The organism is Fictibacillus sp. Mic-4, assembly GCF_049843615.1.
Taxonomy (GTDB): domain Bacteria; phylum Bacillota; class Bacilli; order Bacillales; family Fictibacillaceae; genus Fictibacillus_A; species Fictibacillus_A gelatini.
The window spans coordinates 79,441-104,000 of record NZ_JBBHZM010000008.1; the positions used below are offsets into that span (position 1 = coordinate 79,441).

Annotated in this window: 19 protein-coding genes; 17 read left to right on the forward strand and 2 right to left on the reverse strand. The window is 40.6% G+C overall.

Annotated features, from left to right (window positions below):
* Positions 1-7: 7 nt before the first annotated feature.
* The 11 genes from WD019_RS08110 (at position 8) to eno (ending at position 14,766) form a co-directional block, all read left to right on the forward strand.
* A complete protein-coding gene (locus WD019_RS08110) occupies positions 8-1,825 on the forward strand; it encodes a DHA2 family efflux MFS transporter permease subunit (protein WP_425711175.1) in 1,818 nt (605 codons plus the stop codon).
* 273 nt (positions 1,826-2,098) lie between these two features.
* Positions 2,099-2,299 carry a cold-shock protein CspD gene (gene cspD, locus WD019_RS08115; RefSeq protein WP_026677533.1) on the forward strand — a complete coding sequence of 67 codons (201 nt, stop codon included), beginning with the start codon at positions 2,099-2,101 and terminating at the stop codon, positions 2,297-2,299.
* Between the two features lie 187 nt (positions 2,300-2,486).
* Complete coding sequence (gene rpoN / locus WD019_RS08120) at positions 2,487-3,806, forward strand: RNA polymerase factor sigma-54 (protein ID WP_026677534.1); 1,320 nt, start codon at positions 2,487-2,489, stop codon at positions 3,804-3,806.
* Positions 3,807-3,952: 146 nt separating this feature from the next.
* A complete protein-coding gene (locus tag WD019_RS08125) occupies positions 3,953-7,105 on the forward strand; it encodes an efflux RND transporter permease subunit (protein ID WP_425711176.1) in 3,153 nt (1,050 codons plus the stop codon).
* Positions 7,106-7,224: 119 nt separating this feature from the next.
* A complete protein-coding gene (locus tag WD019_RS08130) occupies positions 7,225-7,476 on the forward strand; it encodes a glutaredoxin family protein (protein ID WP_322786398.1) in 252 nt (83 codons plus the stop codon).
* Between the two features lie 158 nt (positions 7,477-7,634).
* Entirely contained in the window at positions 7,635-8,666 is a 1,032-nt protein-coding gene (locus tag WD019_RS08135) for a sugar-binding transcriptional regulator (RefSeq protein WP_425711177.1), read from the forward strand.
* 84 nt (positions 8,667-8,750) lie between these two features.
* Positions 8,751-9,758, forward strand: coding sequence for a type I glyceraldehyde-3-phosphate dehydrogenase (gene gap, locus WD019_RS08140; RefSeq protein ID WP_425711178.1), 1,008 nt, complete (start codon positions 8,751-8,753; stop codon positions 9,756-9,758).
* A 113-nt stretch (positions 9,759-9,871) separates the two neighbouring features.
* Positions 9,872-11,056, forward strand: a complete 1,185-nt coding sequence (locus WD019_RS08145; RefSeq protein ID WP_425711179.1) for a phosphoglycerate kinase — start codon at positions 9,872-9,874, stop codon at positions 11,054-11,056.
* Between the two features lie 48 nt (positions 11,057-11,104).
* Positions 11,105-11,869, forward strand: coding sequence for a triose-phosphate isomerase (gene tpiA / locus WD019_RS08150; RefSeq protein ID WP_026677542.1), 765 nt, complete (start codon positions 11,105-11,107; stop codon positions 11,867-11,869).
* The gene (gene gpmI / locus WD019_RS08155; RefSeq protein WP_425711180.1) at positions 11,859-13,394 is read left to right on the forward strand and encodes a 2,3-bisphosphoglycerate-independent phosphoglycerate mutase; all 1,536 of its coding nucleotides are present in this window, start codon (positions 11,859-11,861) and stop codon (positions 13,392-13,394) included. The genes tpiA and gpmI overlap by 11 nt, the downstream gene beginning before the upstream one ends.
* Positions 13,395-13,473: 79 nt before the next feature.
* Entirely contained in the window at positions 13,474-14,766 is a 1,293-nt protein-coding gene (gene eno / locus WD019_RS08160; protein ID WP_026677544.1) for a phosphopyruvate hydratase, read from the forward strand.
* 51 nt (positions 14,767-14,817) lie between these two features.
* Here the strand turns inward: eno and WD019_RS08165 are convergent, their stop codons facing one another.
* Both WD019_RS08165 and WD019_RS08170 read right to left on the reverse strand, forming a co-directional pair.
* On the reverse strand, positions 14,818-15,942 hold the full coding sequence (locus WD019_RS08165; protein ID WP_425711181.1) for a TcaA second domain-containing protein: 1,125 nt from the start codon (positions 15,940-15,942) through the stop codon (positions 14,818-14,820).
* A gap of 5 nt (positions 15,943-15,947) precedes the next feature.
* Positions 15,948-17,024 (reverse strand): DUF5105 domain-containing protein, encoded by a 1,077-nt coding sequence (locus WD019_RS08170; protein WP_026677546.1) that lies wholly within the window; start codon positions 17,022-17,024, stop codon positions 15,948-15,950.
* 497 nt (positions 17,025-17,521) lie between these two features.
* Between WD019_RS08170 and WD019_RS08175 the strand changes: the two genes are divergently transcribed.
* From WD019_RS08175 to essB, 6 genes are all read left to right on the forward strand, one after another.
* Complete coding sequence (locus WD019_RS08175) at positions 17,522-17,818, forward strand: WXG100 family type VII secretion target (protein ID WP_026677547.1); 297 nt, start codon at positions 17,522-17,524, stop codon at positions 17,816-17,818.
* A gap of 651 nt (positions 17,819-18,469) precedes the next feature.
* Entirely contained in the window at positions 18,470-18,766 is a 297-nt protein-coding gene (locus WD019_RS08180; RefSeq protein ID WP_026677552.1) for a WXG100 family type VII secretion target, read from the forward strand.
* A gap of 146 nt (positions 18,767-18,912) precedes the next feature.
* Positions 18,913-22,341 carry a type VII secretion protein EsaA gene (gene esaA / locus WD019_RS08185; RefSeq protein ID WP_425711182.1) on the forward strand — a complete coding sequence of 1,143 codons (3,429 nt, stop codon included), beginning with the start codon at positions 18,913-18,915 and terminating at the stop codon, positions 22,339-22,341.
* On the forward strand, positions 22,316-22,822 hold the full coding sequence (essA, locus tag WD019_RS08190; RefSeq protein ID WP_051291423.1) for a type VII secretion protein EssA: 507 nt from the start codon (positions 22,316-22,318) through the stop codon (positions 22,820-22,822). Before esaA ends, essA begins: the two co-directional genes overlap by 26 nt.
* Before the next feature lie 16 nt (positions 22,823-22,838).
* Positions 22,839-23,090: an EsaB/YukD family protein gene (locus WD019_RS08195; protein ID WP_026677555.1), complete on the forward strand. Its 252-nt coding sequence runs from the start codon at positions 22,839-22,841 to the stop codon at positions 23,088-23,090.
* Between the two features lie 77 nt (positions 23,091-23,167).
* On the forward strand, positions 23,168-24,514 hold the full coding sequence (gene essB, locus WD019_RS08200; protein ID WP_081412625.1) for a type VII secretion protein EssB: 1,347 nt from the start codon (positions 23,168-23,170) through the stop codon (positions 24,512-24,514).
* Positions 24,515-24,560: the final 46 nt, after the last annotated feature.

The window sequence follows — 24,560 nt, forward strand, 5'->3', positions numbered from 1 at the left end:
TGAAGAAATGTCAACATATTTAGCTGGATATATCGTGATTGCCATAATCATACTGGCGCTCGTCAATGTGGCATTAATAAGAAGACGGAAGAAACAGGAAGCCCGGCAAATCGATGTCATTCAAACACAAAAGTTGCCAGAGACTAATGAAGAAGTGCGAACAGAGGCACCGTCGACAGCGGATCAAGTCATTGGCGAAACATTAAAAGAATCATCCATTGCCGAACCTGCCGTTGAATATGTGAATGAGGCGGTTGATCAAACCCCTGTTACAAAGAAAAGAATGATGAAAAATGAGCCTGAAGGCGAGTTTAAGGTTGGAAAAATATTAGCGTCGTTAATGCTAGGAGCTTTTGTCGCGATTTTGAATCAAACACTCTTGAATGTGGCAATTCCGCATATTATGACGGATTTAAACGTTTCCGCAAATACCGTTCAATGGCTGTCAACCGGCTATATGCTTGTCAATGCCATATGCATTCCGATCACAGCCTTTTTAATTGAAAAATTCGGCACGCGCAAACTGTTTTTAGCCGCTATGTTTTTATTTACGTTAGGCTCTTTCATTTGTTCCATTTCAACAACGTTTTCTCTTTTGATGATTGGCCGGGTGATCCAGGCAGCTGGCGCCGGGGTCATTATGCCTTTAATGATGACCGTGTTCTTAACGATTTTTCCTCCTCAAAAAAGGGGAGCGGCAATGGGGCTTATGGGTGTTGCCATGTTGTTTGCGCCAGCAATCGGACCTACGTTATCAGGATGGTTGATTGAACATTATTCATGGCGCCTGCTTTTTGACATTGTTTTGCCATTTGGAGTGATTGACCTCATTATCGCCTTTTTATGGATGAAGGACGTTATTAAAACGACTAATCCGAAATTTGATTTTTTAGGATTTTTATTTTCGACGATCGGATTTGGTTTTTTGCTTTACGGTTTTAGCGAAGCAGGGAATGACGGTTGGACCGATAAAGTTGTATTAACTTCCTTAACGATCGGAATCATTGGTTTGATCGCTTTTGTATGGAGAGAATTAACGGCCGAGAAGCCGATGCTGGATTTACGTGTATTTAAATATGATGTATTTTCTTTAACTACAATTATCAGCATGGCCATTAATATGGCGATGTTTGGAGCAATGCTCCTACTCCCAATTTATTTGCAAAATATTAGAGGTTTCACTGCCCTTGATTCCGGCTTATTGCTTTTGCCTGGAGCCATTATTATGGGGATTATGTCACCGATTTCCGGCGCCTTATTTGACCGGATCGGCGCCCGCTGGCTAGCGATTGTCGGGCTTTCGATCACGGTCATTACAACATGGCAGTTCAGCAAGCTAACGACAGATACAACGTATGTTCATATCTTATTTTTATACATGGCGCGGATGTTTGGCATGTCCTTCTTAATGATGACGGTCATGACAGCAGGATTGAACCAGCTTCCAAGGCATTTAGCCAGCCATGGAACAGCAGCTTCCAATACAGCAAGGCAAGTAGCGGGAAGTCTTGGCACGGCCTTTTTAGTGACCGTGATGTCAACCCGTTCTACGTTTCATCAGACGAACTTTGCCAGCAGCATATCAAGTTCAAATCCGTATATCGTAAATAAAATTACGCAATTAGGGCAGGGCATTGCCCATGCAGCAGGACTACCGGGCGAGGCCGGCCAGAGTCTGGCGACGAAAATGATTTACGGTGAAATGATGAAGAAAGCAACGATCGAAGGAATCAATGATTCGTTTATTGTGGCAACAGGCATTGCGGCAGTGGCGCTTATTTTATCGTGTTTTATCAAGCGGGTCATGCCACAAAGCGGAAAGTAAAAACAGTAGGTCTAAAGTTATAAAAGGAAGACCCATAAAAATAGTTCTTTCCGTCTTTTGACATTAAGAAATGTTCATGGTATAGTAAACATAACCATTACTTGTTATATCGTCTGGATTTAAGCGGGTCGTAACTTCAAATGAGAAGTAAAACGTGTTTTGAAATCCTACTTCTCTTTGAATGTACGGCCCTTTTATTTTTAGTGTGTAGCATTGTAATTTGGTTTAGAAATTTTTAAGTGTTGCCACAGGCAATCGACAGGAGGATTACCCATGCAAAACGGGAAAGTAAAATGGTTTAACGCAGAAAAAGGCTTCGGTTTCATCGAAGTTGAAGGTGGAAATGATGTGTTCGTACACTACTCTGCTATTCAAACAGAAGGCTTCAAGTCTTTAGAAGAAGGACAAGAAGTTTCTTTCGAAATCGTTGAAGGTGCTCGCGGACCTCAAGCAGCTAACGTTACAAAACTTTAATTGCCAAAAAATATAAGGCGTTGGGAAATCATTCCCAACGCCTTTTTTTGATGTTAAAAAAATAAAGGGCTTACTAAATATTTCATGTGTCCGCTTTCAATTTTTATAGTATGATGGAGATAGTACAAAAAACCTTATGTCTTTTTTTATATAGAGGAAATGGTTGTGTCAGGAAGGGGAATGGAGAATGGAACTTGGTTTATTTCAACAACAGAGCTTAAGTCTTGTTATGACGACGGAGCTTCGACAGGCCATTGCCATTTTGCAATATCCCTGTTATGAATTGTCGCAATTTTTGCAAGAACAGGCGAACGAAAATCCTTTGATAGAGCTTGTTGAACCATCAAATCTTATGTCCATGGGAAAAAGAAAAACGTCAGAGAAAACGATCGGTGAAGGGGAAGAAAATACCCTTGATTATCTTCATCATACGAAAGAAACCATGCATGATTATTTGCTTGATCAAACGATGTTTTTGCCATTAACGAAGGAAGAAAGTTCGATATTAAAATTTTTAATTTTAAATATTGATGATAATGGTTATCTTCAAGTGACAACAGAAGAAGTGATGAAACGGTTTGGCATTGACGAGAAAGCGGTGGAACACGTCATCGGACTTTTACACCAATTAGAACCTGTAGGAATCGGGGCCCGTGATTTAAGGGAATGCATTTTATTGCAGTTAGAAGCATTGGCGATGGAGGATGAACTCGTTTATCGCATTGCGGACAACTATTTAGATTTACTTGCAGAACGAAAATTAAAACAAATTGCCGAGCGGCTGCATGTGAGTGTGGAAATGGTGGAAGAAGCGGCTGATTTTATTCAAACATTGGAGCCGAGGCCGGGCCATTCTGTTTCACATCAAGATGAACGTCTCTTTCTTTACCCGGATATTACGGTTGTAGAAGAAAAGGGGCACTATCAAATCTACTTAAATGATCAGTTTGCACCAAGAGTCCATTTAAATGAAGGCTATACCCATTTATTGAAAAGTGAAGGTGCAGCGGCTTCAAAATATTTAAAAGAACATTATCAAAAATATCAATGGCTGCTAAAAAGCCTTGAACAACGGCGAACAACGTTATTAAAAATTGCTGAAGAAATTGTAAAAGCGCAAACCGCTTTTTTGCAAAAAGGGCCGCAATATTTAGAGCCGATGACGTTAAAAGATGTCGCGGACCGCATAGGAATGCACGAATCGACGGTAAGCCGGGCGGTGAAAAATAAAGTCATTCAAACACCGAGAGGAGCGTTTGAATTAAAATCCTTTTTCACAACAAAAATTGAAAAAGCGAACGGAGAAAATACGTCCGCAAAAGTCGTAAAGCTCGCAATTGCCGAACTTATTAATCAGGAAGATAAATTAAAGCCGTTATCGGATCAGGCAATCGCAGATAAGTTAAAGAATGAAAGAGGAATGAATATTTCCCGCCGGACGGTGGCCAAGTACAGGGAAGAAATGAATATCCTTTCGTCAGCTAAACGAAAACGATACAGTAAATAATGAATGACCATCATAAGAAATCACGTTCTTATGACGGTCTTTTTTTGTTCACAATATTGATGATAATAATAGTTGCAACTGAATGAGCACTCATTTATATTTTAATTGGGTGACTAGTCGGTCAATGGAGAAGGAGTGGAAAATAGTTGAAACGTATTATTCAATTTTGTTTAAAAAATAAATTTGCCGTTTGGTTATTGACGCTTATCGTCGTTGTTGCCGGGATCTATTCCGGGTTCACAATGAAGCTTGAGACGATGCCGGATATAAACGCCCCTGTGCTTATGGTATCGACGACCTATGCGGGAGCAACACCGGAGGAAGTGGCCGAGCAAATTACAAAACCGATCGAACAAAAGGTGAAAAGCCTTCCGGGAGTAGATGTCGTCAGCTCCTCCTCGATGCAAAACGCCTCTTCTATTCAAATTGAATACGGGTTTGATAAAAACATGGATAAAGCGAAGGACGAGGTTAAGGAAGCGCTGGAGAATATGGACTTGCCAGATAAATCCGAACGTCCGAAAGTATCCCGGATCAATTTGAATGACTTTCCGATTTTATCTTTAAGTGTTTCTAATGATAAAGAGTCTCTTAAACAACTGACAAAAACGGTTGAAGACGATATCGTACCAGAATTAGAAGGAATTGATGGCGTATCATCGGTTCAGACATCCGGGCAGTACGAAAGTGAAATTCAACTGACATTTAAAAAGGATAAATTAAAGAAATATGGACTCGATGCAAGCACGGTTGAACAATTCATTAAAGGAACGAATGTAGCTGTCCCATTAGGATTAATGAATATTGACCAAAAAGAAAAAGCGGTTGTTGTTGATGGAAGTGTCAAAACGCTGAAAGACTTAAAAAATATTAAAATCCCATACACGCCTGCACCGACCGGAGCAATTGCGCACTCTCCAAACATGAAGCAAGGGACGGGGATGGGACAAGCACCGGGTAATGAGAAGCAGGCCGCCCAAAGTCGGGCCAATCAAAGCAGTGTATCATTGCCAACTGTTAAATTGAGTGAGATTGCAAGTCTTACATTAGTTAACAAACATGAATCGATTTCCAGAACGAACGGGAAAGAATCGATCGGAATCCAAATTACAAAATCGCCCGAGGCCAATACCGTTGAAGTTGCGGATCAAGTGAATAAAACGTTAAATGATCTAAAAAAAGATCATAAAGGATTAACCGTTGTGAACACATTTGATCAAGCGACACCGATCAAAGATTCGGTCCACACGATGTTGTCTAAAGCGGTAATTGGAGGAATTTTTGCGGTACTTATTATATTGCTGTTCCTGCGAAATATCCGGTCAACCATCATCTCCATCGTATCCATTCCTGTTTCGTTAGTCATTGCGCTCCTCGTCTTGAAGCAAATGGATATCTCATTGAACATTATGACACTGGGAGCAATGACGGTCGCTATTGGACGGGTGGTGGATGATTCGATTGTCGTCATTGAAAACATTTACCGCAGAATGACGTTATCGACTGAAAAGCTAAGGGGAAAAGAGTTAATTCGTGAAGCGACGAGGGAAATGTTCATTCCAATCATGTCTTCCACGATCGTAACGATTGCCGTCTTTCTTCCATTAGCGTTGGTGGAGGGACCGGTTGGTGAAATCTTCTTGCCATTTGCCTTAACGATCGTTTTTGCATTAGTCGCGTCATTGCTTGTCGCCATTACCATCGTTCCGTCTTTTGCCCATTCACTTTTCAAAAACGGGTTAAAAAAGAACGGTGAGCATAAAGAAGGACACGGTAAATTAGCGGCCGCCTACAAAAAAATTCTCAACTGGTCGCTGAATCATAAGCTTGTCACATTTGGTCTTGCCTGTTTGATTCTTGCTGGAAGCTTATTTTTAATTCCGAAAATCGGTGTAAGCTTCTTGCCGTCGGATGAACAGAAAATGATGATAGCGACATACAATCCGGATCCCGGCCAAACCGATAAAGAAATCGAACAGATGGCTGTAAAGGCGGAGAACTATTTTAAAGATGACAATCGCGTGAAAATGATCCAGTATTCTGTTGACAGCGGCAACCCGATGACCGGCGTGGGAAGCAAGTCGGGCATTTTCTACGTTGAATATAAGAAGGACACGAAAGACTTTGAACAAGTAAAAAAACAGGTCATTGACGATTTGAAGAAAGTAACGAAAAAAGGGGAGTGGAAAACACAGGATTTCTCAACGGGCGCCTCCAGCAACAAGCTCGAAGTGTACGCCTACGGTTCTTCCATTGATGAACTTAAGCCGGTTGTTACGAATATTGAAAAGGTGATGAAGAAAAACGGTTCGTTGACGAATGTTGATTCAAGCCTTTCGAAGTCGTATGAAGAATATACTCTTGTTGCCAACCAGAACAAATTAAGCAAATTAGGATTAACGGCCGGGCAAGTCGGTTCAGGCTTAAGCAATATTGGCGAAGAGCCTGTATTAACGACGATTAAGCGGGACGGCAAAGAATTAAATGTTTATGTCCATGTGGATAAAAAGAACTATAAGGACATCAACGAATTGACGAACACTAAAGTAGAGACGGCCACAGGGACTCAAGTGAAATTAAAAGATGTGATGGATGTTGAAAAAGGAAGTACGCCTAATACGATTACCCATCGCGATGGCCGTGTTTATGTCAGTGTGAGCGCGGATATTATAGGAAATAATGTTGGGAAGGTATCGCAAGACGTTCAAAAGAAACTTGATGACCTTCAAAAGCCGGACGACGTTTCCATCTCAATGGGCGGCGTGACCGAACAAATTACAGATTCTTTCCAGCAGTTAGGTCTTGCGATGTTGGCCGCGATCGCGATCGTTTATTTAATTTTAGTGATTACATTTGGAGGCGGATTGGCGCCATTTGCCATCCTTTTCTCCTTGCCGTTTACCGTTATCGGGGGTCTATTTGCTCTTTACATTGCTAAGGAAACGTTAAGCATCTCTTCAATGATTGGTGCATTAATGTTGATCGGTATCGTGGTAACAAACGCGATAGTCCTGATCGACCGCGTCATTCATAAAGAAAGGGAAGGCTTATCAACCCGGGACGCTCTTTTAGAAGCAGGGGCCACCCGTCTTCGTCCGATTTTAATGACGGCGATTGCAACGATCGGAGCTTTGCTTCCGCTCGCATTCGGGTTTGAATCAGGAGGCTTAATTTCGAGAGGACTAGGTGTCGCCGTCATCGGCGGGTTAACAAGCTCCACGCTGTTAACACTTCTGATCGTGCCGATCGTTTATGAGTTTTTAATGAAGTTCAAGCGGAAAAAACGTGTAGAACACTAAGAAAAGAAGCCTGCAGGAAGGATTTCCGGATGCAGGCTTCTTTTTTGTATAATGAGTATATGCTATTTAATCAAGATAATTTTGTTGAATTAAAGAAGAAAAAAAGGAGAACATAAACAATGAATCAATTGAAACTTTCTTTTTTTACTAAAAAGCACTGTCCGCTCTGCGATAAAGCGCATAAGATACTAGAGGAGCTGCAACAAGAGATCCCGTTTCAGCTTGAAGAAATCGACATTTATACAGATGATGCGCTGATTGAACGATATGGGCTGATGATTCCTGTGATCGCAATGGATGATGAGGTTATTGAGTATGGGCAAATCAACAAAGAACAAGTAAGAAAGCGCTTGCTTATTTTGAGTAAGTAAAAATGATTGAACTTTCCAAAACGTTCTGATACAATAAGGACGTAAATTTAAAAAAGTCATTTCGGCTTTTTTTTGCAACAATCGGGACATAAAATGACTAAGCGGGACAAATTAAGTCCATCGGTTTTTTTCGTTTCATTTAGATTGGGGTAAGTAAGATGAATAACTTATTGGGAATTCAAAAAAAACTAATACCGGATTTACTGGAAGTTATGGAAAAGCGATATAAGATATTGCGGGTGATCCGTATTTCCCAGCCAATTGGGAGAAGGAGCCTTGCCGTCCAATTAAATATGACGGAAAGAGTGATGAGAAGCGAAGTCCAATTTTTAAAAGATCAAGGCCTGGTTTCAATTCTAGCTTCAGGAATGTCGCTAACTGATGATGGGGAGAATGTTCTTGATCAGTTAGAAGCGGTAATGAAAGATTTATCCGGTCTTAGTCGTTTAGAAGCCCAATTAAAAGAAGTGTTGAAGTTATCCGAGGTCATTGTCGTCCCCGGTGACAGCGATACCGATGAGTGGGTAAAAGCGGAATTAGGAAAAGCTTCCGTCCTTCGGTTAAAACAAGAATTAATTCACGATCATGTCATTGCCGTAGCGGGCGGTACAACAATGGCTGCCGTTGCAGAAATGATGACTCCAAGCATTCGAGAAAAACAAATCATATTTGTCCCTGCACGAGGCGGACTCGGTGAGAAAGTAGAGAATCAAGCAAACACGATCTGTTCCACCATGGCCAGAAAAGCGCACGGTGAATATCGATTAATGCATGTCCCGGATGATTTAAGTGAAGAATCCTACCTATCATTAATCGAGGAGCCCGGCATTAAAGAAGTATTGGCCCTTATTCATTCCGCAAGTATAGTCATCCACGGAATTGGCGATGCTGAAACAATGGCGAAACGGCGCAATTCGTCGCAAAAAGTGTTAGATAAATTAGAGCGAGAAGGAGCCGTTGCCGAGGCTTTCGGGTACTACTTTAACAAGCAAGGCGAAGTGGTACACCGGGTTCGAACGATCGGGCTACAGCTGAATGAATTAGAAAACAGTCCGCTTTTAATGGCGGTTGCCGGAGGCGCTTCGAAAGCCGAAGCGATTGCCGCCTTTATGAAACATGGCCCGAAACAGGTGTTAATCACCGATGAGGGAGCAGCACGAAAACTGCTTCGCCAGGCGGGAGAAGCTTAAAATTGTAAAAAAGTGTGTATCCTGCTTATTGTACATTTGTTTACAGTTATCTATTTTTTTATTATAAAAGGAGGTCCATTTAACATGGTAACAAAAATTGGAATTAACGGATTTGGTCGTATTGGACGAAATGTGTTTCGCGCAGCATTAAATAACCCGAACGTAGAAGTTGTCGCGGTAAATGACTTAACAGATGCAAACACATTAGCCTTTCTTTTAAAACATGACACGGTTCATGGCAAACTTAATGCAGAAGTTGAAGTAAAAGAAAATACATTGATCGTTGACGGCAGAGAGGTGAAAGTATTAGCGGAGCGTGATCCGGCACAGCTTGGCTGGGGAGACCTTGGTGTGGAAGTTGTTGTGGAATCTACTGGACGTTTCACAAAACGTGCTGACGCGGCGAAACATTTAGAAGCAGGAGCGAAAAAAGTAATCATCTCGGCTCCGGCAACTGACGAAGACATTACAGTTGTTATGGGTGTGAACGAAGACAAATACGACGCAGCGAATCATCACGTTATTTCGAATGCATCTTGTACAACGAACTGTCTTGCACCATTTGCAAAAGTTATTCATGAAAAATTCGGCCTTGTTCGTGGTATGATGACAACTGTTCACTCCTATACGAACGACCAACAAATTCTAGATTTGCCTCATAAAGACATGCGTCGTGCACGCGCTGCAGCAGAAAACATCATTCCGACGACAACCGGTGCTGCAAAAGCGGTATCTTTAGTTCTTCCTGAATTGAAAGGAAAACTAAACGGCATGGCAATGCGTGTGCCGACACCGAACGTTTCATTAGTAGACCTTGTCGCAGAATTAGAAAAAGAAGTAACGGTGGAAGAACTCAACGCCGCATTGCGTGAGGCCGCTGAAGGTCCGCTAAAAGGCATCCTCGGTTATAGCGAAGAGCCGCTTGTATCTACTGATTACAACGGATGCACCAACTCTTCAACCATCGATGCTCTTTCAACGATGGTAATGGAAGGGAACATGGTGAAAGTGATTTCCTGGTACGATAATGAAACAGGATATTCAAATCGTGTCGTAGACCTTATTGACTTTATAGCTAAAAAAGGACTTTAATAGAGAGAGACGAATAAAAGGGGGATAAGAGAATAAAGAAGACTCTTACCCTCTTTCTCATGTAAACTAATATTCGTCTTATTATTACATGTTGTCAGGAGGTTTTATTACGTATGAACAAACAAACCGTTCGTGACATCGACGTTAAAGGGAAGGTTGTGTTTTGCCGCGTCGACTTTAACGTGCCGATGGACAATGGGGAAATTACAGACGACACGCGCATTCGTGCCGCTCTTCCGACGATTCAATATTTAGCCGAACAAGGGGCTAAAGTGGTGCTCGCCAGCCATCTTGGCAGGCCGAAAGGAAAAGTGGTTGAAAGTTTGCGTTTGGACGAAGTTGCGAACCGGTTAAGCGAACTTCTTGGCAAGAAAGTCGTCAAAACAAACGAGGCTTACGGAGAAGAAGTGGAAACAGCGATTTCGGCTTTAAAAGAAGGAGACGTTTTATTGCTTGAAAATGTCCGTTTCTATCCTGGAGAGGAAAAGAACGATCCGGTACTTGCGAAAAACTTTGCGGCGCTTGCCGATGTGTATGTCAATGACGCATTCGGTGCGGCTCACCGCGCTCACGCTTCGACGGAAGGAATCGCTCATCACTTGCCTGCAGTAGCTGGATTCCTGATGGAAAAAGAGCTTGAAGTTTTAGGTAAAGCGTTATCAGACCCGGAACGTCCTTTTACTGCAATTATTGGCGGCGCAAAAGTGAAAGATAAAATCGACGTCATTAACAATTTGCTTGAAAAAGTAGACAACCTAATTTTAGGCGGTGGTCTCGCTTATACGTTTATTAAAGCGCAAGGTGATGATGTCGGTAAATCGCTGCTGGAAGAAGATAAAATCGAAACTGCGAAAGCCTTCATGGAAAAAGCGAAAGAAAAAGGTGTCAATCTACTCATTCCGCAAGACGTTGTTGTAGCAGATGAATTTTCAAATGACGCTAATACGAAAGTGGTCGATACGAGCGCTATTCCTTCAGATTGGCAAGGCCTTGATATCGGGCCGAAAACGATCGATTCGTATACAAATGTCATCCGGAATTCGAAACTTGTTATTTGGAATGGTCCGATGGGCGTGTTTGAAATGGAATCGTTCGCAAACGGAACACGTTCAGTGGCGGAGGCTCTGGCTGAGAGCGCAAATGCGTACAGCGTCATCGGCGGCGGGGATTCTGCAGCAGCTGTTGAAAAGTTTGGTCTTGCCGATCAAATGGATCACATTTCGACCGGCGGCGGGGCATCTTTAGAATTTATGGAAGGGAAAGCTTTGCCAGGAGTCGTTGCATTAAACGACAAGTAATTCCTTCTTTATTAAATAAGAAAAAAGCAGCAAGGAAGGTGGAGAATCGTGCGAAAACCGATCATCGCGGGAAACTGGAAAATGCATAAGACCATTTCCGAAGCGAAAAGTTTTTTGGAAGAAGTAAAAGGTCTGGTACCATCAAATGAAGTTGTCGATACGGTCATTTGTGCACCTGCCCTTTTCTTAGATACATTAGTAGATGGAATAGGTGAAAAGCCGATATACATCGGCGCGCAAAACATGCACTTTGAAGACAGCGGTGCTTTTACGGGGGAAATTAGTCCTTATGCGCTGAAAGATCTTGGCGTTACCTATGTCATTTTAGGACATTCTGAACGCCGCGAATACTTTAACGAAACCGATGAACTCGTCAATAAGAAAACGCATGCCGCGATTAAACACGGTTTAATCCCAATCGTTTGTGTCGGAGAAACCCTTGCAGAGCGTGAAGCCGGACAAACGAAAGAGATCGTGAAAAGGCAAACGGAAAAAGCGCTTGAAGGATTATCAGTAGATCAGGCGAAATCTATAGTGATCGCGTATGAACCGGTCTGGGCAATCGGCACAGGGAAAACCGCTTCTTCAGAAGATGCCAATGAAGTATGCCGTTACATACGTGGAGTGATTGGCGAGAAGTTTTCTCAAGAGGTGGCTGAACAAGTCCGCGTTCAATATGGAGGCAGCGTGAAGCCGAGCAACATTAAGGAATTGATGAGCATGTCGGATATCGACGGTGCGCTTGTTGGCGGTGCAAGTCTAGAGCCTGAATCGTTCCTTCAATTATTGGAGGGCGTTAATAATGGCAAATAAGCCTGTAGCATTAATTATTCTTGACGGATTTGCCTGCCGTCCCGAACGAAAAGGGAATGCTGTCGCACAGGCGAACAAGCCGAACTTTGACCGGTATTGGGAAAAGTATCCGCACAATCATTTAACGGCTTGCGGAGAGGCGGTAGGACTCCCGGAAGGACAAATGGGGAACTCGGAAGTTGGTCATTTAAACATTGGGGCGGGGCGCATCGTTTACCAGAGCTTGACCCGCGTGAACCTGGCCATTCGTGAAGGGGAGTTTTTTGAAAACCCGACCTTCATCGAAGCGATGGACCATGTGAAAAAGAACGGAACGAACCTCCACATTTTTGGCTTGCTCTCGAACGGCGGGATCCATAGCCATATCGATCATATTCTCGCATTGCTCGAACTGGCTAAAAGACAAAACGTAGAAAACGTTTTTGTCCATGGATTTCTGGATGGCCGGGATGTGCCGCCAAAATCGGCAAAACCGTTCATCGAACAAACGCTGGATAAAATGAAAGAACTCGAAGTTGGAAAGATTGCGACTTTATCCGGACGCTATTATTCTATGGACCGCGATAAGCGCTGGGAGCGTGTCGAGAAATCGTATAGGGCGATGGTGTATGGTGAAGGACCTTCGTATACAGATCCGCTTGAAGTAGTAGAAGACTCGTATAAAAACGAAATCTATGATGAGTTCATCATCCCATCGGTTATTACAAACGAGGACGGGACTCCGGTTGCAACGATTCAGGATAACGACGCGATCATTTTTTGCAATTTCCGTCCGGATCGTGCCATCCAAATCTCTCAAGTGTTTACGAACGAAGACTTTAGAGGATTTGACCGCGGGGACAAGTTTCCAAAAGGCATCCACTTCGTTTGCTTGACACATTTTAGTGAAACCGTCAAAGGAAATGTTGCCTTTAAGTCGATCAATTTAGACAACACGCTGGGCGAAGTTCTTTCCCAACAGGGCTTTAAGCAGCTGCGGATTGCCGAGACGGAAAAATATCCGCACGTAACATTTTTCTTCAGCGGCGGACGTGAAGCGGAATTTCCGGGTGAAGAACGGATTTTGATCGACTCGCCGAAAGTGGCGACGTACGACTTGAAGCCCGAAATGAGCGCTTATGAAGTAACGGATGCGCTTTTAAAAGAAATCGAAGCGGACAAGCATGACGCGATCATCTTGAACTTCGCCAATCCTGACATGGTTGGCCATTCCGGCATGCTTGAACCAACCATTAAAGCGGTTGAAGCGGTCGATGAATGCTTAGGAAAAGTTGTGGATGCCATTATCGCAAAAGGTGGATGTGCAATTATAACGGCTGACCATGGAAATGCAGATGAGGTTGTGACTTTGGAAGGAAAACCAATGACCGCCCATACGACGAATCCGGTTCCGGTCATCGTCACAAAGGAAGGAATTGAGCTTCGTGATGGCGGGATACTGGCTGACCTTGCGCCGACCTTCTTAACATTAATCGGCGGCAAGCAGCCTGAAGAAATGACAGGGAAAACATTAATTAAAGAATAAAAGACTTTCTTTTGCACAGTGGGCCCCTGTGCGAAAGAGTTCGTTTAAACTATTTTTAAAAATAAGGAGAGATGAAAGTATGTCACTTATCGTTGATATTTATGCTCGCGAAGTTTTAGACTCCCGCGGAAACCCGACAGTAGAAGTAGAAGTATTTACCGAGTCCGGCGCAATGGGGCGCGCGATCGTTCCAAGCGGTGCGTCTACTGGTGAATACGAAGCCGTTGAATTGCGTGATGGAGATAAAGAACGCTACAACGGAAAAGGCGTTTTAAAAGCGGTAGACAACGTCAATGAAATTATTGCACCAGAATTGGTTGGCTTTGATGCACTAGACCAGGTCGGCATCGACAAAACGTTAATCGAGCTTGATGGAACAGAAAACAAAGGGAAATTAGGCGCGAACGCCATTCTTGGCGTCTCAATGGCCGTCGCCCGCGCAGCCGCAGAACATCTCGGCTTGCCGCTATACGCTTATCTTGGCGGATTTAACGCGAAACAATTGCCGACACCAATGATGAACATTTTAAACGGCGGTGCGCATGCAGATAACAATGTGGACATTCAAGAATTTATGGTAATGCCGGTCGGCGCTCCAACGTTCTCTGAGGCGCTTCGCATGGGAGCGGAAATCTTCCATAGCTTAAAAGCGGTGTTAAAAGAAAAAGGTTACAACACAGCGGTTGGAGATGAAGGCGGATTTGCGCCAAACTTATCTTCAAACGAAGAAGCGCTTCAAACCATCATCGAAGCAATTGAAAAAGCGGGTTACAAACCTGGCGAAGAAGTGAAACTTGCAATGGATGTGGCTTCCTCCGAGCTTTACAATAAGGAAGACGGTAAGTACCACCTCGAAGGTGAAGGTGTTGTGAAAACTTCTGAAGAAATGGTTGCTTTCTACGAAGACCTCGTATCAAAATATCCGATCATTTCGATTGAAGATGGCCTCGATGAAAACGATTGGGAAGGACATAAGCTCCTTACAGAACGTCTGGGCGACAAAGTTCAGCTTGTCGGAGATGACCTGTTCGTAACGAATACGAAGAAGCTTCGTGAAGGAATCGAAAAAGGAGTAGGAAACTCCATTCTTATTAAAGTGAACCAGATCGGAACATTAACGGAAACGTTCGATGCGATCGAAATGGCGAAACGCGCTGGTTACACCGCAGTCATTTCCCACCGTTCTGGTGAAAGTGAAGACAGCACGATTGCAGATATCGCTGTTGCGACAAACGCCGGCCAAATTAAGACAGGTGCGCCATCCCGTACAGACCGTGTGGCGAAATACAACCAATTGCTTCGCATTGAAGATGAACTTGGCGTCATCGCAAGCTATGCAGGAGCTAATGCATTTTATAATTTGAGCAAATAACGACTAGAAAAAGAAGCCGTGATTAAAGTACATTCACGGCTTCTTTTTTCGTTAAAGCGCTTCTTTTTTCTTCGTACGCATCCATTTCATGACCGGCGGATTGTCAATTTTCATATCCACTTTGACTTTCCAATCATCCGGTTCCGTTCCATCGGCCTCTGTGTCATGCACCTTATCGATCATCCATTTCTTACGATCGGGTTCGTATTTAAGAGAGTATTGGCGAATCGACTTATACGACACATCTTTATAAGATTTTTGCCCACTGTATTTAATCTTGTTGTTATAGGAAACAAAAGCCTGAATATCAGCCTTCCACTGATTATCAAAATAATTAATCGATAATTCATCTATATTGACGACTGCCCCTAAATATTGTGCCTGCATTTCATTGATATATTTTTTGATGACATCAAAGTCTTCTTTCTCAAGCATCGAAGCTTGTTTTAAGGCTTCCGTCACATTCGTAAACTTATTCGTATCAAAACCTGAAGTTTCAACGACAGGTAAGTCACTGTTAAATTTATCAAGAGCCTTCGTAATGTCCTTTTGGATCTTTTTATCATTCCTCGCAAGTTTACTGTCATCCACAAGAAGACTTACGTTTGTGCTGCCCCATACTTCCTTTTTTTCTTTTTTCATAAACGTGCCAAGTTGATTCGTAATCGTCGTCACGAACTGATACGTACCGGGAAGGACTGGACCGTATAGCGCGTCTTTATTTTTTTCTAATGGTTTATTTAATGATTGGATCGAAAGGTTAATTTGATCATCTTCATTTTGCCCGGTTACTTTAATTTTTACAGTTTTTACTTTCAGCTTATAACTCGTAAAAAAGCCCCATTTTTTTTCATCTTTCACTAAACTGATTTGCTGGTTGGATGTTGTGAAATCTTTATCTTTAATTTGTTTGTTTAAACCTTCTTTAATCGCTTGCATGCTGTCGTTGTTCGCTTTTAAAAAAGAGATAAGCGCATTCAACGAAGCATCGTTGACAGCTGCTTTTTTATTATCGGAAATAATGAGACCGTGAAGCAGATTCGGCTTTTTCTGTTCAACAGCCTGTTCGAATGTAGCGACGGTTTTTTCCGGTTTATTCATTTGCTGCAAGATGACAATCCCAATGACAAGAACAACGGCTACAACAATGCTGGAGATGAGCCATTTGTTTTTCATTATTTTTAATACACCTCACCTGCAGCAAACACATTTGAAATTTCTTCAGCACTGTTTTCGTCCGAATTATCAACGGTCCATTTTCCGTCCTTTTGAATCATAAGAACTTTAAGATCATAATGTCCTTCCTTAGGATCTAGTTTGTTAAGGATCGTATCGAATTTTGAAAGGGCATACTTCTCGGATTTTTTCGGATCGTAATCATCGGTATTCTTCCAGTATTCTTTTTTATAATCAAATACTTTTCCCCGTAAATCGCTCAATGGAATGGCAGAGTAATTTAAAACAACAACCGCTTTTCCCTTGGCATTTGCACTTACTTTCGCCTCGATTTTCGCTTTTTGTGCTAAAAACGATTGATAACTTGAATAAAGCTTATCCAATTTTGAATCGGAAATGTTGTTTTCAGTAAATATTCCGTCCATCTTCTCTTTAAAATTCTTCTTAGCTTTATCTTGCAAAGCAGCCTTATCGGCGGTTACATATTTTTCGTAATCACTGTTATCTTTTCCAAGATAAATCGTATCAATATAAGCGGTTAATGCTTTTGCCGGATCGTTTAGTGCATCGAAACTTTCCGCATATTTTTTTGTATCCAATTTCAGCTTAATTTCTTCGCTTTTTTGATTTTGATCATGGTCCATCGAGTTTGGATGAAGGCCGATTTCATACGTTTTATCTTTTTCTACGTCGAAAACATACGTCATCGTTTTCACCTTGCCGGCGCCGATATCACCCGAGTTATCAATTTCCAGGTCGACTTCTGAACTATAGACATTTCGTTTAGGATTGAATTGCTTGTCACCGTCATAAAGCTTAATATCTTCGGAGCCTAAAAATGTAACATCTGAATCTGATACATTTTTCACTTTCAGAGTGACAGCTAACAATCCATGCTTCTTATTTTCGGATACACCGTCATCTTCACCGGTTAGTATGTAGGATGCGTTATCAATAGATGCCTCTACTAATTCGCTTTTAGCTGTGCCGGATGCTGCTTTTTCTCCGGATTTGCCACAGGCGGCAAGAGACGCGATAACGACACAAAGCAATGAGATCATGCCTAATTTCTTTAACATCATGTTTCCTCCCTATTTTTTTGAAATCTCCTTTTTCACCGTTAAAAGTTAAGTAGTTCAGCATTCTAGAATATTCATCTGCGCAGATCTTTCTACTAGAACTTGCACTTTTATTAATAGCATCAATACCCCGTTTAAAAAAGTACTATCTTTTTCTAGTACCCATTAATATTTGGAATATAAGTAAAATAAATCCTTATGTTTGTTGAATAGCTAATGTTTGTTAAACTTATACATTTAACTAGTCTAAAATCATCTATATGAGTGAAATCAAAAACTTTCATCATTGAAAAATAGTATAAAAGAACCATCAAGGAAGTTTGTTTTGCATTTTATTGGTAAAAAAGAAATGGGTCTTTAATGCCGTTTTTCAGAAATATGGAAAAAATGATTGACTTCGGAAACTATTGTTTTTTACAGTAAAGAAGAACTTTAACGGGCAACTTATCTGTCAGTTTGGAAGTTACTCGTTAGAAAATTTTTTAGAGGAGTGATTAGTAATGGCAGGAACCATTCGTATGACCCCGGAAGAGTTAAAAGCGAAAGCGACACGCTATGGACAAAGTGCACAGCAAATCGAGCAGATTTTAAAAGATCTAACCAATTTGCAAAACGAATTAAGAGGAGAATGGGAAGGTCGCGCATTTGAAAGATTCGATGATCAATTTAACGAATTGAAGCCGAAAGTGCAAAACTTTGCCCAGCTTATGCATGACATTAATACACAATTGAATAAAACGGCTGAAGCAGTGGCTCAACACGATGAGCAGTTATCGCAAAACTTTGGGCTTCGATAATCAATCAGCCGCTTGCTTAAACAACAGGCCACACAACAACATTGTTGTGTGGCTTTTCTTAAAGAAAATCCTATTTATTTTTTTGTTTATTTATAAAAAAGGAGGGGGGATGAAATGGGTGAATTGGACCTTTCATTCTTTAAATCTTAATAAATGGACTAATGCTTCATGTAATTGTTTTGATTAAATGGATTAAAGGTTTAAGAGACAGTCCAGAAAACTTTTAAAAAACAAGGTTTTCTGTAAAGTGAAGAAAGTTCAATATGTAAACAGAAAAAAGAAAATGAAGAAAAAAAGATAAAAAATACAAAAAATTCCGTTTTGGAATTTATGAAAGGGGTAATGAGATGATTGTAAGGGAAGAGTCTTTTGTTTTGCGAAATATGATTTGTGTTGAAGAAGTGATCCCTCATGAAGAATGGATAAATAAATTTTTATAAGTAGGCACAAAGAACTAGTGCCTTTTTACCCATTTTAGTAATCTACTGAATTACAATTGACATAGTTAAACCCATCATTTAGAGTAAAAGTGATTAAAAAATTGTAATAAAATGTAGTTTTTTGCCAGAGGATTGTTTTAAAACAGCATTTGTTACTAATGTTATAAAACCTATTGTTACCAATAGGTTAAAATATAAAGGAGTGATATTCATGGCAGGAACAATTCGCATGACGCCAGAAGAGTTAAAAGCAAAGGCAACACGTTATGGACAGAGCGCACAGCAAATTGAGCAAATTTTAAAAGACTTGACCAACTTACAAAACGAATTAAGAGGAGAATGGGAAGGTCGTGCATTTGAAAGATTTGATGACCAATTTAATGAATTAAAACCAAAAGTGCAAAACTTCGCTCAGCTCATGCATGACATCAATACGCAATTGAACAAAACGGCTGATGCTGTGGCTCAACATGATGAGCAATTATCGCAAAATTTTGGATTAAGATAAACAAAATCTTAGTTGCTGAGTGGTCAATAATAGTGCATTAATACTAGCGATCTCTTAGCGGAAAGCCACGCAACAAGTGTTGTGTGGCTTCAATTGTTTAATATAGAGAGAAATACATAACAAGTAATTTACAGGGGTTGATGTGAATGGAAAAATTGGGACGGGGTATATTGCTATTTCTCGTTCTAATGCTTGTTCTTTCCGCGGGCATTTCTTACCTTGCTTTTAATCAAGCATCGAAGGGAAAGAACAACGACGAAACGAAGAAAATGGCAGTTGCTCTGGTCAATGAAGACCAGGGAGCCGAATTTAATGGAAAACATTTTGAATTCGGTGATGAATTTATTAAACGAATTGAGAAAGATAATAAACATGACTGGTATGTCGTTAGCCGCGGAGTAGCGGAAAATGGGCTAAAACGGAAAAGCTACAATATGATGATTGTCATCCCAAGCAATTTTACGGAAAAGGCACTATCTATTAATTCTACAATACCCGAAAAAGTTACGTTAAATTACAAAATTAATTCTTCCGGAAATAATAATATGAAAGCGGAAGCGGAGAAAACGGCTAGTTCGATTCTGGCGGATTTTAACCGGAGAATTATAGATGTTTATTTTGCAAGTGTACTCGGGAATTTACAAGACGCCCAGGACAACATTGGAAAGCTTGTCAATAAAGAACTGGCATATACGAGCATTTATAAAAAAGATATTCACAATCCGTTATCCAATTATACATCGCAATTTAAACAAGTGCAGGACAGTACAAAACTATCAAAAGAGAGCTTTAAAGGTCTACAGGATCTCTTAAAATCTTTCGGCAACAATTTAAATGAAGGTTTTAAAACGAACCAGCTTTTTCAGACGGAGTTTGGGAATATTATTCTAACAAATAAAGCAAATGGCCTGTTAGCCAAAAACTTCTCAAATGAGCTGGGTCTTTTTAACAGCAGTTTGAATAGCGATAATGTGATGCAACAATTGCAAAACCTTGAATCGGCCAATAAGGCAATCAATGAACTTTTTCAAAAAAATGAAGAAACGAGCATTATGTTTTCGAAAGCAACAGCAATAAAAAATTATTTAACTTCAACGAAAGCAGAATTGGGACAAATCGATACTAAGTTAGACGAAACATTGCCTTCTGACATGGAAGCATTGAAACGTTCCATTATCGCTAAGCTTAAGAAACAGATGCAAACTCCATCAGGTGAAGAGCAAAATGTGAATTTAAGTAAGTTTTTCGATGGTCCGGATAAAAGTGTCACAGAACATCTTAAAAAGCAAATTACGAAACTTCCTTCATTGAACCCGGAAGATATGGATCCATTAGATTTAGATGATTCTACGAAAACCCAGCTGAAAAATATCATGGCTTTAACCCATAAATATATTGATGAGTTTGATGTTCAGGCATCACCTTCTGGTTCAATTCCGACCAAACAGATGAATGCGGATTTGAAAAAACTTCAACAGGAAGGAATGACCTTAACCGATACAGTTCAATTACCGGAAACTAAGAAATCGGGACAGGAGTTAACCATTACACCTCCAAAAGGGTTTGAAATCGATTCAGTAAAATTAACATTACCTCACATGGGGGAAGGAACTTATACAAGACCATTCATTGAAAATGGGAAAATTGTGCTCCCGGCAACAGGGGAAGGGGATTTCACCATCAAGTTGCATGTGGTGTTAAAGAATGCTTCGGACATTACGAAACAGTTTACATGGAACTGGCAGCTCAACCAGAAGGATGTGACTAATGTTGATCAACCGGAATCGCCATCCGCTCTCCGGAAAAGTTCTGTTCAATCAGAAGAAGGTTCATTAAGACAAACAAACACTGTTCAAAAGGAAGCCGAACAGACCGACACTGAAAGCTTAAATGAACAAAAGGAAGATAGTGATCAGAAAGAAAACGGAACTTCAGACGAAGAATCAACTTATCAAAGTACGAACAAAGAAAAACAAAGCAATACGGACAATGATAAAATCGATCCTAAAGAAACACCGGACACTGGAGAACAAAATAAAGAAAAACCTCAACCCGATCAGAATGACCAACCTGGAGAAAAAGTTGTTGTAGAAAATAATTATATTAAACACATTGTAACATCTCCTCTCCCGGTCGATATGACAAGTGATCTTATCAATGTGATCAGCGAATATAGAAAAATGGCAGCTTTATTTGATGTTTATTTTGAGACAAACCAACTTGAGAATACCGACATATCCAGTCCCGACTACCAGAATAAACTCAACGAAAAACGCCTTGATGAATGGGCGGGTGAAAACTCTCTCTACTCTTTATTCAATAAGCAAAATATTATCGATGTTTTGACCAATTATATCGCCGATCAAATAACAGAAGACGTTCATGGGGAAGCAGAGGAGTTAAAAGGTAAAATCGACACGTACATTCAACAGGTCGATCAAGCGAATGAAAATTCGAATCAATTAATTGAAATGATCAATCGTACTTCCGAACAAGCGGAGCTATTAAATAACAGTCTCGCCCAAACGTTGCAAAACCTGATGTCATGGCGTGAACAAAGTCTGAAATTGCAAGATGAACATACAAAAATCTTAACAAATAAAGAACAAGAGCAGTCTGATATTATTGCGCTCGATGATCAATTCTCTTCTTTGCTTGCTGAAAGTCAGTCACTTGCGGATCAATCAAAAAGTAATTTGAATTCCGCAGACAGTGTCTATGAAACATTTGATTCGATTAACAGCCAGGCGAAAGCGATTAAGGACAGCGGATCGACGCTCGTGACGAAAGCGGATGAGTTATCCAACGATTGGACGAACAAAGTGAAAGAAGATAAGAACTTTGCCAATAATTTTGCCAGCGTTTTTGCCAACAGCCGGATTGGAGAGCGGCCAAATGATTATTTGCTTAACTTTCTTTCAAATCCGGTACAAACCAAAAATGAAGGCGTTATTGTGGAAAAAGGGGACACGTTTACACCTTATTTTATCGTGTTAATTTGTTTTATCGTTTCGCTGTTCACAGCATATGTCATCTCAACTAATGAACGAAAACGAATCCAGCAAGATATGTTTGAAGAAGAAAGATCATTCATCCGAAGCAACGTACCTATTACGATGATTACGACGGGAATTGGTATTGTCGAAGGAATTGTAATCGGTCTTCTGTCCGGTTATTTATTGGAAATTAATCAAGAAAAATTCATGTTCTGGATCGGTCTCATTACAGCAATCGTACTGTCTATGGTTCTTGTAGCAACCTATTTGTTACGCCAATTAAAAATGATAGGGATGTTTGTATTATTAATTGTATTGAGCTTATATCTGTTCTTCACTCAAGCCCTTGGACTTCACTTTGACAAATCATCCCTTGCAGCAGATATTAAGACCTATTCCCCATTGCAATATGTTGAAAAGTTACTCATACAATTTGGGGATGGAACAGCGGATCTTGTATTCTATATTTCCAGTTTACTTGTGATTGTTGTCATTGGTTTTGCATGTAATCTTTTTGTCTTTAAACGTTCGGAAAGAGCAGAGGAGATTGTAGATGAAGGGATTAATGAAGCTCATTAAGTTTATCGTACTTTGTTCAGGCATTTTTCTCCTATGTCCGCTTCAGACGGTACTGGCGGACGAATTGGAACATGATGGAACGATTCACTGGAAATCGGATCGTATAAGCCAGAATGAAAGCGAAAAGAAAAAAGCGGAATCACAAAGCAATAAAGAGACAGAGTTGGAGAAAATCGCGCCCGATTTGTTTTCAGAACAAACTCGGGCTGCGATTGAGTCCAAACAAAGAAAAAACAAGCAACAGATGGAAAGTATTAAACATTCACTTTTTGTCACACCTGTGAAAAAAGATATGGTCATTAAGAATTCAAGAAAAGCTCTCTTTACCGACAACTACCAGGCGCCATTCGTTGCAGAGCCTCAAAGTGATGAGGATGGTAGGAGTCGTGGGATGAGCAAAACGGTTACCACAATATTGGGCGGGGTGGCTTTGTTAATTTGTACCGGCATTTATAAGATGATAAGAACATTTATGGAGTAAAGGAGAAGAGCTAAAAATGCCCGCTGAAACACATATTAATGTAACTGTTGATTTTTCAAAGTGGGACGGTGACCAATATGATTTAAGAATACCCGTCCATCAAACGGTTAAACAACTGCTTGGCAATATAACCGAAACATTGAATCTTAGCCTTTCAAAAGAATCACTGTTTGCCGTTAAAGTCCCGGCAAAAGACCTTCTTTTAACTGATGATGACCGACTCATTGATTACCCGGTCACAAATGGCGATATTTTAATCGTTTTATAAAACAATGTGTCTGAGTAGTTTTAAGATTTAGCGAATCTATTAAAAAAGATGAACAAGAAAAAAGGGAGTAAGCAAAAATGGATGAGAAAACTATACAGATTGATTCAATACCTTTTCGTTTTTTAATAAATGAAAGAACATGGCAATTAAATCTTGCTAAATCGCAGACACATGTTAAAGATCTCCGTCAGTTAGGACCAATAACTGAAGACAGGGACCATTTTGTCCCTGCAGTTGTTACAGAAGGTGAAGATTTATTCGCGTTTTCCTTCACCGTCGATCAATATTTAAAAAAATGGGAAGAGATCCAAAAAATCGGGCGTAATGACAAATTGCGCCTGTTACGCAATATAGCGCGATTTAAAGAATGGTTGAATACGAGAATAACGTTCTTTCTACACCCTGATAATCTGGTGTTTGATGACAATCTTATGCCTTATGTCATTTATCGAGGAATCCGAAACCTTGTCCCGCCTTTTGAGATGGATGAGGAACGGTTTTTACTTCAATATAAATGTCTAATTATTGCCTTGTTTTCAAAGAATTATAGTTTTGATGAATTATATTCAGGCTCGCTCAACAATGCGAAAGAAACGGCATTTGAGCGACAAGTGGCAGAAGCGGATAACTTTGAATCTTTAATGAAGATACTCGAAGATCATTATGTCAAAGAGCAAAAAGAGACCGAAGAGAAAATGCTGCTCGTCCCTAAAAAACGATTTAACCTGTTTAAGCAGTTAACATTTATTTTTATCGGAGTCTCGGTTCTTTTGGCCATACCACTCAGCTATCTATACTTTGCCAGGGAGCCGTATCAAAATCATTTGCTCGATGCCCATCGTCACTTTCTAGCTACTGATTATGAAAAAGTCATCAACGATTTAGAAGGCGAAGATCCTGAAAAGTTACCGATCGCCGGAAAATATATTCTGGCAAGTTCTTATCTTCAAGGTGTTCATTTAGATCCGGAGCAAAAAGAAAATATTCGTAAAAACATGAGTCTGAAAAGCGATCCAAAGTATTTATTGTTTTGGATCTATTCCGGGCGCGGGAATGTCAACAAGGCATTAGATCTTGCGAAATCTCTCGATGATCCGAGGCTCATTGTCTATGGCATCACTCAAAAAATGGAACAGGTAAACAATGACCCGAACATAAGCGGTTCTAAGCGGGAAGAAGAAGTTGAGAAATACAAAGAGCAATTAAAAAAATACGATGAAGAGTACCATTTAAATCTTAATCTTGATTCAGAAACTTCCGGCAGCCCTTCTGGCCAGCAGACGACCGAACCGGTTGAAAACAACAATCAAAACGAGCCAGTACAAAAAGAGGAAAAGAAACCGGCGGGCGATACTAAAGAAAGCAAAAAAGAAGAGAAGCCAAAAGAAAGTAAGAAAGAAGAAAAATCTAAAGATAAAAAATAGATAAGAAAGAAATGTTTTTGTTGATTGAGGTTTTACTTTTTTGAAG